Genomic DNA, 16,681 nt, shown 5'->3' on the forward strand with positions numbered 1-16,681 from the left:
CTTATAAATTTCTTTGAAAAACAAAATACTCCAATGTCATATAATCTTATAATGCATACAATAAAATTGAACTCATATTCATCTGGAGGTTAAAATGTGTAATAACATGTGTCCCTATTGGTGTGCAGGTACAAATCCCATGTGCCATTACTATACTAGTTACAGAAATCAGCCCTATGATATTCCTGAAGAAGAGGATGAATTTGAAAATTATACAATGGAAAGTACTGAGGAGAACGATTTTAAGGATATTGATTACTATATGGAAGAGGATCTCATGAGACATCCTCATCATCCGAAGGCCAGCTTCACGACTGAAGAGGCGATAGAAATTGCAAGGGAACTGGGAATAGATTTTACAAAGTTTGATGTTGAGCAGTTCAGGATGGGCCTTGACGTTGAACTGGAGCATGGAACGAGGAACCCTAAAACGGACGTTACGGGGGATGACCCAATACTTACAGGGAAAATAGCCCTTGCGCACTTAAATGAATTTTCAGATTATTATACAAGGCTTGCTAAAATGGAGGCATGCATAAGTGAAGAAGTTTTGGAGCATGGAAAGTAAAGATAAGATGAAGTGACATGGTTTGGACCGCAGGGGGAGGTTCTAGAGCTCTGGGGGCTGATAAGTCAAATGGATTCACGAACCTTCTTAGGCTGTGGGAATCCGGTGCCATAGAACCTCTTTGCGAAGCGTAGCAGCGGCTGGAATATATTTTTTATCGCAGCGTCAGTTTGCATATATTTTCTGCTTTTATTCCAACGGACTTTTCAGAATAGTACAACGGATTAAGTTAGAGGCAGGTTTCTTAGTTATTAGAAGCCTGCCTCCAAATTATTGATTTTGTGAGCTGTAAAATCCACCCATCATGCCGGGACCGAAGCTGCCTTTAAAGTTTTGACCATTAGGGCCAAATCCCCCAAAACCGCCGGCGCAAGTCCCAGGTCCAAATCCATTTTCCTTATGCCACTTTTCCATATAATCAAAATGTTCATTCCATGCCTTTGCCTGATCAGGTGTGAGCCTTCCATCCTTAACCGCCTGTTCCACCTGTTCCTTTTTGAAGTTAATCATGTCCTTAAACCATTGAGGGGTGTCGATACCTGCTGCAAGGGCGAAGCCAGAGAATATAATTAGAAGCAGGGCTGAAGAAGCGATAACCTTTAAAGATTTTTTCATATAAACTCCTCCCTATTAACTTATTTTTATCATGGTTTTATTATATGGGGAGATTGTGGAGCAAATATGGAGAATTTTCTTCACACTTCCTTCATAATTCGCAGTTATAATAAGGGTAAAGATGAGAAAGGATGAATATGTATGATGCTTTTATGGATGTTTTGAAGATGAGCATGCAAAAAGAAGAGTCCTAGAATGATTAAGTATATTTTTTAATTTTTAAAAAGATATTATAATATAAGGAGGAATTGTTATGATGAGATGGTACGCAGATGGATATTCGGTTTGGTGGATATTCATGATCTTAAGAATGGTTATAGGAACAGCTCTGGTCATAGGAGGAGTTATTTTCCTTTTGAGGCTTATAAAAAGAGAAAATCCAATAGGCTACAGAAACTATAACAGAGCCCTTGAAATACTGGATGAAAAATTTGCAAGTGGAGAGATTAGCGAAGAAGAATATTTAAGAAAAAAGAAGATACTTAAAGATAGCTAGGGAATCACTCTAGCTATCTTTGTATATTTAATATAGGGAGTAGGAGAGTATGAATAAAAAAAGGATTCTTGTTGTTGATGATGAGCTCAAGATAGTTGAGGTTGTTAAGGCATATCTTGAAAAGGAAGGGTTTGAGGTATTAATAGCCTCGGATGGAGAGAGGGCACTTCAAATATTTAACGAGGAACCGATACATCTTATAGTCCTTGATCTTATGCTTCCGAAAATTTCCGGTGAAGAGGTTTGCAAAAGGATAAGAACAAAGTCTGATGTACCTATAATTATGCTTACGGCTAAAATCGAAGAGGATGATAAAATAGAGGGCCTTGCAATAGGAGCCGATGATTACATTACAAAACCATTTAGCGGCAGGGAGCTTGTATCAAGGGTAAGGGCCCTTCTGAGAAGAGCGTACAGGGAAAGCGATCCCCTTGCGGATTATCTAACATTTAATAACGGAGATCTTGAGGTTGATATTAAAAGGTTTGAGGTAAAAAAGAGAGGAGAGAATGCGGCATTAACTCCCAATGAGTTCAAGATACTGTCTGTTCTTCTTTCAAATCCAGGTCAGGTGTTTACACGGGAGCAGCTTGTAGAAAAAGCCTTTGGCTATGACTATGAAGGGTTTGATAGAACTGTAGACACGCATATCAAAAATATCAGGCATAAAATTGAAGACGATCCTAAAAATCCTGCCTATATCCTAACGGTATACGGAGTAGGGTATAAATTTGGAGGTAGCCGATGATCATTTCACTGGGAAAAAAGTTAGCAATAAGCTTTTTACTTGCAATAATAATGTCTATATTAACAGTTGGCATAATATCAAACAGAATGATAGATAAAAGGTTTGATGAGTATTTGCAGAGTGAACATAGGGATAGAATAAATAAAATTGTTGGCCTTATAGGTGATATGTATAACACCCAAAATGGACAAATTATTTCCGAAGAAATATCAAGGTATGCCATGATGGAAAATCTATATATAGAAGTTAAGGATGATAAAGGTAATGTTATATATAGGTCGGGTAAGGATTATCTGCTCCATAAGGGAATGATGAATGGCATGATGAAAAATATGATGAGAAGACATGGTAATATAAACCCTGGTAAATATATTGAGGAAAAGTTTCCACTAAATAAAGATGGCAAGCAGAGTGGAACCATTATAGTTGGGTATTTTGGAAGCTTTAATGTGAGTGAGCAGGATTTAGGGTTTAAGGATACGCTTAACCGGGCCCTTATTATTTCTACAAGTGCAGCTCTTCTATTCGGGCTTATTATAAGTTTTATTCTTTCAAAGCAGCTTTCAAACCCTCTTGTAAAAATAACAAAGATAGCTGATGAGATGAGGGATGGCAATCTTGAGATAAGATCCGATATTAAAAGCAGCACCCTTGAAATAAACCATCTCTCAAGTTCTATGAATTACCTTGCAGAAACATTAAGCAATCAGGAAATGCTGAGAAAAAGGATGACATCGGATATGGCCCATGAGATAAGGACTCCACTTACCACCCTTCAGACCTATCTTGAAGCCATGATGGACGGAATATGGGAGCCTACTTTTGAAAGGCTTCAAAGCTGTTATGAAGAGATTCAAAGGATTACAAAACTTACAGATGACCTTAGAAATCTGGCAAAACTTGAGCAGTCAACCCTTGGACTTTACAAAAGCAGGTTTGACCTGTCATCAGATTTAGAAAGGATAATCGACTCCTTTAAGCCCCTTTTTAAAAAGAAAAATATCGCTTTAAAGGGTTATATAAGCCAGGGGATAGAGATCAATATGGACAGAGATAAGCTAAAGCAGATAATGCATAACCTTTTGTCAAATGCATACAAATATACCGGTGAAAATGGAACCGTGGAGGTGCTTTTAACAAGGGAGAACAAATGGGCTATAATAAAGGTTAAGGATAATGGAATAGGCATATCTGAAAAGGACATTCCATTTATATTTGAAAGGTTTTATCGGGGGGATGTATCAAGAAACAGGGAAACCGGTGGAGCTGGAATAGGGCTTGCTATTACAAAGAACCTCGTGTCAGCCCATGGAGGGAAAATAGAGGTTGAAAGTCAGGAGGGTAAGGGAAGCGTTTTTACGGTAAAACTTCCTTTATAGTTATAGGACTTTAGGCGGGGACAATTGTAAATGAAAATAACGTTGTTCTAATTATAAGCCATTTGATATATAATTAATCTGAATCTTCCATTCAAACTCCAGTGTATGATATTTCCATAGAGTGTAAGTTTTATAATGTAAGTGAGCTTTTACTGTTTGTGAAAGGAGGATTTCCGTGAAAGGTTCATCAGTAAAGAGTAAAAAAAGCAAAAGGAATAATACTATAATAAGAGTTGTTTCATGGATAATGATAGTTGCTTTTATTGGGGGTTTTTTCTACACCATGATAAGATAATATAATTTAACTTGTTGTGCTAGATAAATTTACAGATCGGCGCTGCGATAAAAAATATATTTCATTCACCAGCACGCTTAGCAAAGAAGTTCTAAGGCTCGGGACTTGAAAAGTCAAGAACTTTCGTTAACTCGCCCAGCTCAAACAAACGAAAGTTCTAGGATTTTTCTGCATCCCTTCGCCTAGAACTTCTAATTGCCCGCTTTATGTGAACTTCATATATTTTTATCTCCGCTCAGCCCCTGAACTAGCACAATGAGTTAATTTAAAGTGCCCATTCGTGTCTGGGTGGGCATTCTTTATATATTAATATTAAGTATTAGTAGGTTGAGAATATGAAAAGAATTATTATATTTATTTCTCTTTTATTTATTTTAGCCATTATCGCGAGTACTTCAATCCATATAATAAGAAGGTACAGCCAAACGATAAATACTGGCAGTGTATATTTAGTAATTAAAGAAGGACAGTCCCTGGAGGATATATCTAAAATTTTGTTAGATAGAAAAGTAATTAGGTCTTCAAGGTATTTTATATACTATGGAAAAATAAAAGGCTTTGACAAAAAAATAAAGCCTGGAAACTATATATTATCCCCAGGCCTTAAAGTAGAGGGTATATTTAAAAAATTTCAAAGTGGTATTTCAGATTTTGAGATAGTTACTATTCCTGAGGGGTTCACTTTATACCAAATAGCCAGCAGGCTTGAAGAAAGGAATCTGGTAAAAAAAGATAGTTTTATAAACATAAAGCTTGATGAAATAGACAGAAGAAAACTCATAACCCCTGGTAAAGGTGTATATTATGAGGCTGAAGGCTTCCTTTTTCCTGATACGTATTACGTACCAAAGGATTTATCTGAAAAAGAAATTGCAGAGCTTATGTTCCACAGATTTGAGTCTGTTTTTTCGGAAAAATACGGGCAGAGGGCAAAGGAGCTTGGACTTAGTATAAATGATGTGGTAACTATAGCGTCCCTTATAGAGAGGGAAGCAGCTAACGATGAAGAAAGAAAACGAATATCTGGAGTAATATATAACCGAATTAAAAGGGAAATGCCACTCCAGATCGATGCATCTGTTATTTATGCCATAACAAAGGGGGAGAGGAATATAGGAAGGCTTTACAAAAGCAATCTCAAATTTGAGTCAAAATATAATACGTATTTATACAGGGGGCTTCCACCTGGACCTATAGCATCTCCAGGCAGGCTTTCTATTGAAGCAGCTCTTTATCCAGAAGAGCATGATTACCTGTATTATGTCCTTGGAAATAATGGGCATGTGTTCAGCAGGACCTATGAGGAGCACGTTAAAAATGTGAATAAATACATTAAGTAAAGCCATGATTTATCAGAATATGTTGGAAAATGCTCCATAGGTTTAACTTTTTTTATTGTAACTGACTATACACGACATTTATGATTCATATGATTCAAAGGTTCCTAAAACAACTGGTTTATAGTTTTTAACCATCACTCTTCCCTTTGATATTACGGTATGAGGTTTAATATTCTTGTCAAGCAGAACTATGTCTGCATCAAAGCCCTCTGCAACTTTTCCTTTAGAATGGAATTTGAGAAGTTTTGCGGGGGATGATGTAAAGGGAATAAGGGCAATTTCAAGGGGAATACCGGTTTCAACACAGCCCTGAAGTATTTCTATGTTAGTTTTTGGAAGGCCTATACCCATCTTGATAAGTTTTCCTTTTTCATCGAATATGGGCATGCTTCCTCCTGCATCGGAGCTCATGGTTATGTTATAAGGAGAAATACCTTCATTAAGCATTGTCTTATACGCCTCAACAGGATGGATAGCATCGTCTCCCTCAGGTTTAATTCCGGTTGTTATATCAATAAAACCGCCTTCACGGGCATATTCGATGGATTGCTTAAACAGCATACTATTTCGGTTTATATGGGTAGGAAGAAGGTTTTCATGGGGGATCTCCGTGTTTCTGGTTAGATCGAAAAGCGGGTTAAGGCCTGCTTTTCCGTCTCCAACATGCATGTGAAGTATTCCGCATTTTCCAGAGAGCATTCCTCCAACTCTGGCTTCGCTTGCAAGATGTATGAGATCCCTTTCCGATGGATGGCTGCCGCGGTGATCCGATATGGCAATCTCACCAATTCCTATAACCTTGTCTATTAATACGATATCAGTTCTTGGACTGTCCGTGAGGGTTCTTGTTGGAACCTGGTAACATCCTGTCCATGTATATGTTGTTATTCCCTCTATTTCCAAGCTTCTTGCCTTTGCAATAAGATTTGCCATATTTCGAGTTGTTCCGTCGGTTCCAAGTAGCCCTACACAGGTAGTGATGCCATTAAGAGTAAAGGCTGTAAGGTTTAATTCCGGAGTTCGCGTTGTATAGCCGCCTTCTCCTCCACCTCCAATTATATGGACGTGGAGATCGATTATGCCCGGTATCGCAGTTAAACCCTCACCGTCAATGACTTCAACTTCGGGAAAGTTTTTATCAGGCACTGCAATTTCGCCTGATATATAAATTATTTTGTCGCTTGAAATTAATATGCTTTTTTTACCCATATAATCTGGTGAGTAAATGGAAGGAGATTTAATTAAAAGCATCGCATCACCTCAAATATCATTGATAAATATTAAGTAAATTTGAAGCTTTAACATTACAAATTATGTAAAAATATTTATTGATTAAATTTTACATTATTCAGGTCATTATTAAAATATCTCTTATATAAAAAAACGCCAAAAAGGCGTTTTTTATAGCTCAGGAATTTCATCTTTTTCAACGTCATTCTGTAGAGCCTGAAGATTTTGCTGTTGCTTAGCTTGATTCTGCTGAGCCTGTGGCTGATATTGAGGTTCTTCGCTCATCACGTAGTTTATCCTATTTTGCAGCATATCCTCAGCCTGCTTAATAGTATCTGCAATCTGATTGAACATTTGTTTGGCATTTTGATCATCTGTATCCATAGAAAATGTTCTGCAGTTGGATTCACTGGACTTTAGCATTTCAAGAGTCTGGTTTAATTTATTTATTACAGTCATAAATATGCCTCCTCGAATTTGTTTACAAGATATATTATTATCAATTAATATAAATGTATGTAGGGAATATGTAGTATCGTTGTAAAAAAACAAATTGCTAGAACAATAATGATATAAAAAGATATATTTAGAAAATGAGGAAAATTTCATATTAAAATAATAATTTTCTGAATAAAACCTTAAATATACAATTGAAAAACAATAAAAATCAAAATATAATATAAATTGATGCAGGTATAGCTCAATGGTAGAGCTCCGGCTTCCCAAGCCGGCGGTGCGGGTTCGATTCCCGTTACCTGCTCCACTCATATGTACAACCCGAAGGTTAGCAACAACCTTGTTGTCATATACAATAACTTTGTCTATGTATGTGTTGATGATTTCTTTCAGATCATCAACATTTTTATTTTGTAGACGATGCATATCTTTGATAACTTTAGTTATGCAAAAATAAAAGTCTGATTGGTAACATTAACCAAAAACAAAAATTGGCATAAGTTCTTACTTTGTGTTAAATAAAAATTATCACACAAATAAATAACACGGAGATAAGAACTAGAAAACAGGGACAGTTCACATTTTTTTCCCTAACCTGCGCATTTACCAAAATCCTTGGCAATACTAAATAAAAAATCGAGGAGTGAGCTTATGCCAGGGGCTGTACGCATTAAAAGTATCGATTCAGTATATCACATCATGGTAAGGAGCAGCGACGGGCTTACTCTTTTCAGGGAAAATAAGCATAGGGATACCTTTCATATAGTTGATGAGGGTTTTATAATGCAGCTATTTAACCAGAATGGATAAGGCAAGGAAGATGTATCTTGAGCTTGCCTATGCATATAACAACCAGGCTATGATAGAACCGTAGAATTTAAAAATGAAAGGGGCCAGCATAGAAGCGAGAGGGTAATGCTTGTTAGGGACTTTCCTCCTGAGGAGATACTTGAATTTGTATCAAGTTGTGAACTGTCCCTTGTAATATACAGATCAATTGCTATAAGTGCGGCTTTGGATTAATATATGAATTGTCTGCTAAATTTGATATTATAAAGACATGAGAAATAATTATTTTGAGGGTGATAAAATGAATAGATGTCCCTGGTGTGGTGATGATGAATTATATAAAATATCATGATGAAGAGTGGGGCGTTCCTGTTCATGGCTTATTAACGACTATTTAACAACCTGCTTTCGATACTAAGTTATGTTTTAACTGGAAACTTGGAGTGCAGTCTGCACTGAAATTAGAGACGAGGGTATGGAAATTAATGATGTGAACAGGAAAAAGGGTGTAAAATAAATCTTACAACTTTACTTGTTTTTATTAAAATTTTATTGTTTAAAATGTTTAAATTCAGGAGAGGCTAAATGTAAGTATGATAAAAAAGTCCTATTTCTGTAATCGTAGGGGAAGCTGTTCATAACTATCTCAAAATCATTGTTTTGTAACAGTTTATAAAGATTATAAGCCATCAAAAATTAATTGGAGGAATAAAATGGAGTTACAGGAGTTATACAAGCAATACAGAAATGAACAGATGATATTTGTGAATGAGAAAATCATAAAGTCTTTGGAGAGAGAGGCTATTATAAATTCAGCCAAAGCCCTTGATATGATTGATGATAAGGGAAATATAATTTATGACGATGAAAGCGATTTAAATTACATATTGGATTTTGCAATATATGAATATAAAATAAACGGTAAGAATGCCGTTGAGCGTTATGCTGAAAAGCATGCACCAGAAAATGAGATGGAGGAGAGGGCCCTTAAGGCACTCTTAAACTCGTATACTTCCCTTTACAGGGTTGTTAACATTTCACCCTCAAAGCCTGTGATATTCCTTAAAGATACCTTTAATCAGAGCAAAAATATAAGGCTTGTTGATATTTCCCTCAGCAAAACTATGGGAATAAGTTCATTAATATATACAAGAGTACTTCCCTATCCAGAGCTTAACATGACTTCGGGAGCACCTATGATATTTGATGATAGTTTGGAAACATCACTTACAAGCAGCTACATGATGTTAGCAAAAGAAAAAATCGAGGATAGCTCAGCTAATAAATATATATTCTTTTATAATGCCTATAGGATGTATGGGCTGGAAATGGGTTTTAGCCATACCCACCACCATGAACATGACCATCATCACGACCACCATGGACACCATCATCATGGTCATCACCATCACTAAACACAAAAGACACCAAATGAGGGGAGAGGTTTCTCCTTTTTTGTAACATCAAACTGGGAGAGACTCTTTTTAAGGGACGTTTATGGATTAGACCCAAGGGATGTTGAAGCCAGCTTTGTTTTGCTTTTATATATTTTATTTATCCCTTCAAGACTGTTTTGCGAATTGATTATTTGGCATTAAAAGTTTGACTAAAATAAAAAATAAAATTAAAATTAGAATAAAGATTTATAATTAAGAATTTTTACTTAAATCAAACAGAGGAGTGGTTTTGGATGAAGAGTTCGGAGATTGGATTAATAGGTCTTGGCGTTATGGGTCAAAGCCTGGCGTTGAATATTGCAAACCATGGATATAGTATTTCTGTATTCAACAAAACAGTATCAAAAGTAGAGGATTTTATCAAAGAAAATGAAAATAATGAGAAGTTAACTGGCACATATTCATTAGAGGAATTTGTAAATTCCTTATCAAAGCCAAGGAAAATTATTTTAATGGTTAAGGCCGGAGATCCAGTAGATTATATAATAAATGATCTTCTTACATATTTAGAGAAGGGCGACATTATAATTGATGGCGGAAACTCCTTCTATAAGGACACCATGAGAAGGACCAGGGAACTTGAGAAGAAGGGCATTTTATACCTTGGTACTGGAATATCCGGAGGGGAAGAGGGAGCACTTAAAGGCCCAAGCATAATGCCTGGAGGTTCAAAGGAAGCCTGGGAGGCTGTAAAGCACATACTAATCGATATATCTGCCAAGGCATGGGATGGAGAGCCATGCTGCGCCTATATAGGACCAGATGGAGCAGGCCACTATGTAAAGATGGTTCATAACGGCATAGAGTACTCTGATATGCAGCTTATTTCAGAGGCATATTATTTAATGAAAAATCTGCTTAATATGTCCACAGAGGAGATGCAAAAAGTATTTGAGGAATGGAACAAGGGGGAATTAAATTCCTATCTTATAGAAATAACAGCTGATATATTAAGTAAAATAGATTCAAAAACAGGTAAACCTTTGGTAGATGTTATACTGGACTCTGCTCAGCAAAAGGGAACAGGAAAGTGGACGTCCAAGGAAGCCCTTGACCTTGGGGTAAGTACACCAAGCATTTCAGAGGCAGTGTTTGCAAGATATATATCAGCAATAAAAGCTGAACGTGTAAATGCCTCCAAGGTGTTATCAGGACCGGAGGTAAAGTTCCAGGGAAACAGGGAGGAATTCATTGAAGAAATAAGGCAGGCGCTATATGCTTCAAAAATTTGTTCCTATGCCCAGGGCTTTGTACTTTTAAAGAAGGCCTCAGAGGAGTATGGCTGGAACTTAAACTATGGAGAAATTGCTCTGCTATGGAGGGGTGGATGTATTATCCGTGCCAGGTTCCTGGACAGAATTAAGGAAGCCTTCTATAGGGATCCTCAAATGGATAACCTTCTACTCGATCCCTTCTTTAGGGAAAATATCATGAATTCTCAGAGTGCATGGAGAAATGTTGTGAGCGTTGCGGCACTTAACGGTATTCCAGTTCCTGCGTTTAGTGCTTCACTTAATTATTTTGATTCCTACAGAAGTGCTCAGCTGCCAGCTAATTTAATACAGGCACAGAGGGATTATTTTGGAGCACATACCTATGAAAGAATAGATGAGGAAGGGATCTTCCATACGGATTGGTTAAACATATAAACGACATTGGACCGTTAATGACACTAAAGGGTTATTAACGGTCCCTTTGTTTATTCTATATGGGGCAGCTCGACGCTACAGTCCCCGATTGTATTTGTTGCTTTAATTGGCTTTATTGGGATGGGTGATGGAAGGATTTGAATTTACTTTTGGCGATAAAACCTACGAATTATGTGGCTGCTTTTATTGTTAAAAGGAGTAGTTGATTTGAAGAAATTTATAAATAAATAGAGAATACAATTTAAATAAATCCTCTAAAGTTTATAATTAGTTTATAATTAGTTTAGAGAAAGTAGAGATATGGACGGTATAATTAAAATATGGAAAGCTTTCCAATTAGATTTATAAGGAGATGATAAGGAGTGAAACTAAAAAAGAAAACAGCAATGCTTATAAGCTTAGCTGTAGGCGTTTTTCTGTTTGGCTCAACAGCCTTGGCCGAGATAGCTTCCAAGGGCGGGTATGAGCAGATGAAGGATGCCCTGAAGATTACAGCTGATAATATGGCAACTAAAATGAAAAGCTATACAACGGATATGTCCTTTGTTATGAAGGATAATGGTAATGTGATTTATTCTGATAATATTGTTACTAAAATTGATGTATCCAAGAAAGTTGAAGAAATTACTGAAACCAGAGTAGATGGCAATAAGAAGTTTGAAAGCTTTAGATATAGGGACAGAGAAAGATATATTAATTACAACAGCGACCAGGATGTTTATTATGTGCATGAGCTTTCAGGTAGTGGTAAGGAGGATGTTTTCCTTCCAAACCAAAACCCCTTTAAACAAAAGGAGGCTGCCGATATAGAAAGAATAGTTGATGCCTTTGTTGGTAACCTTAAGGATTATGTTGTAGTTTCGCAGAATTCCGATGGAAGCAAGGAGCTTTCAGGAACACTGAGCGAATCTCAAATACCTGCCCTTGTAAATGCAATAGTGTCCTTTCAGTTTAAAAATGAATTTGGCTATAGGGCAAGCCTTGGAAACGGCATACCTAGAATGACAAAGGATATTTACGTTAAGGAAATCAAAGGGAAAATGGTTGTGGACAAGAATGGCATAGTACAAAGCGTTCTTGGAACAGGAATACTCTATGGTAAGGATGATAACGACAAGGAGCATAATATTACCTTTGAAGTTCTGGGAAAGCTGACAAATGTTAACTCAACCACGGTTAAAAAACCTGACCTTACTGGCAAAAAGGTAGAAAAGATAGTTTCGCCGAGCGAAAATGGAGTAGGTAACCCAGAGAGCTATATTGGTACCTACAAGAACAATATAGTAATACAAAAGGATGGCAAGTTCATAAAGATTGGTGAAAGAATAGTTGAGATTACCTCCTTCGACGGAAAGAATATTTCCGGCAAGTACCGTGAGGAGTACCTAAAGGGATATGAGAATTATGCAAGCAGTGGCATAAAGGAATACACATTCAGTGGACCGCTGGAAAAAGGTGGATTTGGCGGAAGGGTTAACATTCAGGATTCTACAGGCTCAAGCGGAATGTGCTTCGTTAGTATCCATCCATCAATCCCTAAGATAAATCTAAACCCGGAGACGATTAAAACTAATATGAATGATTATGACGGTGAATTTAACAGAGTATTTGAATAATTTAATGTAAATTATAGTCTAATTTGAGGGGGGCTCTGCCCCCTATCGGAATTTTCGCATTAAAAGTATATGGAGGAAAATGAATGGAAAAGGTTATTGAGATAAAAAATCTTACAAAAGTTTTTAAAAATGGCCGCGGTATAACTGATATTAACCTTGATATACATAGGGGAGAGATATTTGGTTTTTTAGGTCCCAATGGTTCAGGTAAAACCACCACCATGAAAATAATGACAGGGCTTATGAAGCCTGACAGTGGTGATGTTAAAATCCTGGGGCACAGCGTTTTAGAAGACTTTGAAAAGGCTATGGAAAAGGTGGGGTGCATTATTGAAACAGCGGAGTCCTACCCCTATCTTACGGCCTATGAAAATCTAAAGCAGTTTTCAAGATATTATAAAAATGTGGATGATGATAGAATTAATGAGGTGCTTGAGCTTACCGGTATAATAAAGTATAAAAATGAAAAGCCAAGGAAGTTTTCACTGGGCATGAAGCAAAGGCTTGGTATTGCAGCAGCAATACTTTCAAAGCCTGAGGTGATTATATTGGACGAGCCTTTAAATGGTCTTGACGTTGAGGGAATGCTTGACATGCGAAATCTTATTAAAAGCCTTGCCGAAAGGGAGAATACAACCTTTTTCATATCGAGCCATCTTATTCACGATGTAGAGCTTACCTGTACCCATATTGGGATTTTATACAATGGTAAACTGCTGAACGTAGATACGACTAGAAACATTCTAAACAACTACGCTTCACTTGAAAACTATTTTGTTAGCGAGGTAGAGACAAATGGGAAGGTTTAAAACAGCTTTAATAAACGAAATTGAAAAATTATATAAGAGAAAAAAGCTAGTTGTAGCGCTTATTATTTCCTTTATCATTATAATATTAGGACAGCTTATTATACTTGGAGTTAACAGGGGCTTTGGTATTAGGGGAGTAGGAAGCATGGAGTTTCCAATGCTTGTGCTTTCTGTTGTGGTAAACACAATTCTTCCTCTGTTTACAGCACTTGTTGCAATAGACAGCTTTTCAGGGGAGTTTTCAAATAACACCATGAAAATAGCTCTAACAAGACCCGTTACAAGGCTTAAGTTTTTTACAGCAAAAATAACTGCCATACTTTTATTTGTACTTTTTAATCTGTTATTTGTAATGGTGCTTTCAACCCTGGCAGGGCTTATATTTAATGCAAACTCCTTTACACTTAGGGGAGTTATAGACATTATAGTATCCTACCTTGTAACTCTCCTCCCAATGCTTGTACTTACACTTGTTATAGTGGTTTTTACAAACATTCTAAGAAGCGGAGTAGGGGTATTTTTTCTATCCATATTCGTTTTTATAATACTCAAAGCCCTTGGCATGGTGTTTTCAAGGTATTCAGGTATACTATTTACCTCCATGCTGGATTGGTATAAACTTTTTACTATAAGTCCCCTTCCAATACTTAAAATCGCAAATAAATTTTCAATGATGGTGGGCTATGTTATAATTTTATTTACAACAGGGTATTATCTCTTTGATAAAAAAGAATTTTAGGGTGAATAAATGGATATCAAAAGAAGGCTTATTATTTCAAATACAATAACCTTAATAATTCCCTTTATAGTTACCTTTCTTACCGCCTATGTATTTATATTTGTTTCCACGAAGGTTTTACATAGGGATATGAGCTATGATAATTTTAAAAGGCTCACACTTATAAAATCAGAACTGCTAAATATTCAGGGAAGTCTATCAGGTCAGGATGGAATTGAAGAAACTACCCTTCAGAACTATCTATTAAGGAGACTGCCAAGTATTAATGGCAAGTTTATAATACTCAAGGGTAGTGATGTTGTAGCTTCCTCCGGAGATTTAAATAAAATCGATATAGAAAAGTGTATTGATAAGTCGAGGAGTTTGGCTCCTGGAAGGAGAATAAGCCTTAATAATATAAACTATATTATTGAAGTTTCAGAACTTATATTAGAGGATGGAACGAGAGGGAGTGTTATTTTATTAGCTCCTGCGGGAAAAGAAATGGATTTGTTTACGGAACTAATATTTTTAATTATTTTAGTTTTTGTTGGGTCCTTCGTTGTTGTGAACATAATTAGCTCCTATAGATTTTCAAAGAGAATACTAAATCCAATATCACTTCTTCAAAAAGCAGCCTCGGAAATAACCAGCGGCAATCTTGAGTATGAAATCCCGGAGGAGGGTGATGAGGAGATAAGGGAGCTGTGCCACGATTTTGAGACCATGAGAATACAGCTGAAGAACTCTATAAATATGCAGATTAAATACGATGATAATCGAAAGGCTCTTTTATCCAGCATTTCCCATGACCTTAAGACACCTATTACCTCCATTAAAGGTTATGTTGAAGGGATTTTGGATGGTGTTGCAAACACCTCTGAAAAGCTGGAAAGTTATTTGAAAACCATTTATTCAAAGGCTGAGTATATGGATGGAATGATCGACGATTTGCTTTTATATTCAAGGCTTGATTTGAAGCAGCTTCCCTTTAATTTTGAGAAGACGGATATAGTAGAATACTTCAATGATTGTATTTGTGAGACTGAGGGAGAGCTTGCAAGGGCTAACATAAAAATCAGCTTGGCTATAAATTTAAGGGACTCGAGATTTGTTATGATGGACAGAGAAAGAATGAGAAGAGTTATCATGAATATCATAGATAACTCTCGAAAATACATGAATAAAGAGCAGGGACAAATTACTATAGGCCTTAGAGAAACCAATTCAAGTATTATTATTGAGATAAGGGATAATGGGCGAGGAATCAGCAGTGAAGATGTAAATAAAATATTTGATAGGTTTTATAGGAGTGATTTAGCTAGAAGCGGAACTAAGGGCAGCGGGCTTGGCTTAGCCATTGCAAAGGAAATTGTTGAGGGCCATGGAGGAAGGATATGGGCTGTGAGCCATGGCGAGGAAGGCACAAGCATACTAATATCACTTAAAAAGATGGTGGAGAGGTCATTATGAAAAAGATATTAATAGTTGAAGATGATTTGAGTATAGCAGAGCTTCAAAGGGACTATTTGGAGCTTTCAGACTTTGAGGTTAAAATTTGTACCGATGGAGAGTCGGCTTTGAGGGAAATAAAAGAGAATAACTATGATTTAATAATACTTGATATAATGCTTCCTAAGGTGAATGGATATGATGTTTTAAAAAGCATACAGGATACAAAGGATATTCCTGTACTTATGGTTTCAGCAAAGAGGGAGGAAATTGACAAAATAAAGGGTTTAAGCCTTGGGGCTGACGATTATATTACAAAACCCTTTAGCCCGGGGGAGCTTGTGGCAAGGGTTAAGTCCCATATTCAAAATTACGAGAGGCTAAAGAACAGATATGGGGGTAAACCTAAAAGCAACATAATATCCATACGGGGACTGCAAATAAATAAGGATTCCAGGCAGGTATTTGTAAACGGAAAGGAAGTAGCCCTAGCGCAAAAGGAATTCGAACTTCTTCTATACCTTGCCCAAAACGCAAACAGGGTATTTAGCAGAGAGGAGCTTTTCGAAAGGGTGTGGGGTCTTGATGCTCTGGGAGATAATGCAACAATTACAGTACATATCGGACGAATAAGGGAAAAAATAGAGTCAAATCCCTCGAATCCTCAGTACATAGAAACAGTTTGGGGCGCAGGATATAGGTTTAGGGTGTAAAGGTGCTTGGTGGCGCCTTTTTTTATTTTTGAGGGGAAAATCGAGGGACGGGTCACAACTGTTAAATAACCATTCCATCTTTATAGTAGAATAAAAATAAAAACTGAGGGACAGTTCACAAAAACTTTCCAAGTCTGTATATTTCCCCAAAGCCCTGGAAATACTAAAAATAAAAAAATCAAGGAGTGATCTTATGCCAAGGGCTGCACGCATTAAAAGCACCGATTCAATATATCACATCATGGTAAGGAGCAACGACGGGCTTCTTCTCTTCAGGGAAAACAAGGATAAGGATGCCTTTCTAAACCTCGTAAAGGGCTATCAGGAGCAGTTTGGCTTTAAGGTATACGC

General features: G+C 36.8%; 16 protein-coding genes and 1 tRNA gene. 14 read left to right on the forward strand and 3 right to left on the reverse strand.

Annotated features, from left to right (window positions below; translation table 11 throughout):
- Positions 1–262 precede the first annotated feature (262 nt).
- A complete protein-coding gene (locus EDD71_RS08235) occupies positions 263–568 on the forward strand; it encodes a DUF5661 family protein (RefSeq protein ID WP_207669314.1) in 306 nt (101 codons plus the stop codon).
- Positions 569–838: 270 nt separating this feature from the next.
- Here the strand turns inward: EDD71_RS08235 and EDD71_RS08240 are convergent, their stop codons facing one another.
- Positions 839–1,183, reverse strand: a complete 345-nt coding sequence (locus EDD71_RS08240) for a DUF2680 domain-containing protein (RefSeq protein ID WP_133628255.1) — start codon at positions 1,181–1,183, stop codon at positions 839–841.
- A 253-nt stretch (positions 1,184–1,436) separates the two neighbouring features.
- Here EDD71_RS08240 and EDD71_RS08245 point away from each other — a divergent pair, with 253 nt between their 5' ends.
- The 4 genes from EDD71_RS08245 (at position 1,437) to mltG (ending at position 5,441) form a co-directional block, all read left to right on the forward strand.
- Entirely contained in the window at positions 1,437–1,679 is a 243-nt protein-coding gene (locus tag EDD71_RS08245; protein ID WP_133628256.1) for an SHOCT domain-containing protein, read from the forward strand.
- A gap of 49 nt (positions 1,680–1,728) precedes the next feature.
- Complete coding sequence (locus EDD71_RS08250; protein WP_133628257.1) at positions 1,729–2,427, forward strand: response regulator transcription factor; 699 nt, start codon at positions 1,729–1,731, stop codon at positions 2,425–2,427.
- Positions 2,424–3,806, forward strand: a complete 1,383-nt coding sequence (locus EDD71_RS08255; RefSeq protein ID WP_133628258.1) for a sensor histidine kinase — start codon at positions 2,424–2,426, stop codon at positions 3,804–3,806. The genes EDD71_RS08250 and EDD71_RS08255 overlap by 4 nt, the downstream gene beginning before the upstream one ends.
- 630 nt (positions 3,807–4,436) lie before the next feature.
- Entirely contained in the window at positions 4,437–5,441 is a 1,005-nt protein-coding gene (mltG, locus tag EDD71_RS08260) for an endolytic transglycosylase MltG (protein ID WP_133628259.1), read from the forward strand.
- 78 nt (positions 5,442–5,519) lie between these two features.
- Here mltG and iadA read toward each other — a convergent pair whose 3' ends face one another.
- Both iadA and EDD71_RS08270 read right to left on the reverse strand, forming a co-directional pair.
- On the reverse strand, positions 5,520–6,692 hold the full coding sequence (iadA, locus tag EDD71_RS08265) for a beta-aspartyl-peptidase (protein WP_133628260.1): 1,173 nt from the start codon (positions 6,690–6,692) through the stop codon (positions 5,520–5,522).
- A gap of 150 nt (positions 6,693–6,842) precedes the next feature.
- Positions 6,843–7,130, reverse strand: coding sequence for a DUF1657 domain-containing protein (locus EDD71_RS08270; protein ID WP_133628261.1), 288 nt, complete (start codon positions 7,128–7,130; stop codon positions 6,843–6,845).
- A gap of 230 nt (positions 7,131–7,360) precedes the next feature.
- Here EDD71_RS08270 and EDD71_RS08275 point away from each other — a divergent pair.
- The 9 genes from EDD71_RS08275 (at position 7,361) to EDD71_RS08315 (ending at position 16,330) form a co-directional block, all read left to right on the forward strand.
- Positions 7,361–7,434 (forward strand) — tRNA-Gly (locus EDD71_RS08275).
- 344 nt (positions 7,435–7,778) lie between these two features.
- Complete coding sequence (locus tag EDD71_RS15295; RefSeq protein WP_166636400.1) at positions 7,779–7,937, forward strand: hypothetical protein; 159 nt, start codon at positions 7,779–7,781, stop codon at positions 7,935–7,937.
- Positions 7,938–8,629: 692 nt separating this feature from the next.
- A complete protein-coding gene (locus EDD71_RS08285) occupies positions 8,630–9,331 on the forward strand; it encodes a DUF7986 domain-containing protein (protein ID WP_133628262.1) in 702 nt (233 codons plus the stop codon).
- A 275-nt stretch (positions 9,332–9,606) separates the two neighbouring features.
- Positions 9,607–11,022: an NADP-dependent phosphogluconate dehydrogenase gene (gene gndA / locus EDD71_RS08290; RefSeq protein WP_133628263.1), complete on the forward strand. Its 1,416-nt coding sequence runs from the start codon at positions 9,607–9,609 to the stop codon at positions 11,020–11,022.
- Between the two features lie 362 nt (positions 11,023–11,384).
- Positions 11,385–12,638, forward strand: coding sequence for a hypothetical protein (locus EDD71_RS08295; RefSeq protein WP_133628264.1), 1,254 nt, complete (start codon positions 11,385–11,387; stop codon positions 12,636–12,638).
- Positions 12,639–12,721: 83 nt separating this feature from the next.
- Entirely contained in the window at positions 12,722–13,447 is a 726-nt protein-coding gene (locus tag EDD71_RS08300; RefSeq protein WP_133628265.1) for an ABC transporter ATP-binding protein, read from the forward strand.
- Positions 13,434–14,186, forward strand: a complete 753-nt coding sequence (locus EDD71_RS08305; protein ID WP_133628266.1) for an ABC transporter permease — start codon at positions 13,434–13,436, stop codon at positions 14,184–14,186. The genes EDD71_RS08300 and EDD71_RS08305 overlap by 14 nt, the downstream gene beginning before the upstream one ends.
- Before the next feature lie 9 nt (positions 14,187–14,195).
- Entirely contained in the window at positions 14,196–15,638 is a 1,443-nt protein-coding gene (locus tag EDD71_RS08310; RefSeq protein ID WP_133628267.1) for a sensor histidine kinase, read from the forward strand.
- Complete coding sequence (locus EDD71_RS08315) at positions 15,635–16,330, forward strand: response regulator transcription factor (protein WP_133628268.1); 696 nt, start codon at positions 15,635–15,637, stop codon at positions 16,328–16,330. Before EDD71_RS08310 ends, EDD71_RS08315 begins: the two co-directional genes overlap by 4 nt.
- Positions 16,331–16,681: the final 351 nt, after the last annotated feature.

This window comes from Fonticella tunisiensis (assembly GCF_004364155.1).
Lineage (GTDB): Bacteria > Bacillota > Clostridia > Clostridiales > Caloramatoraceae > Fonticella > Fonticella tunisiensis.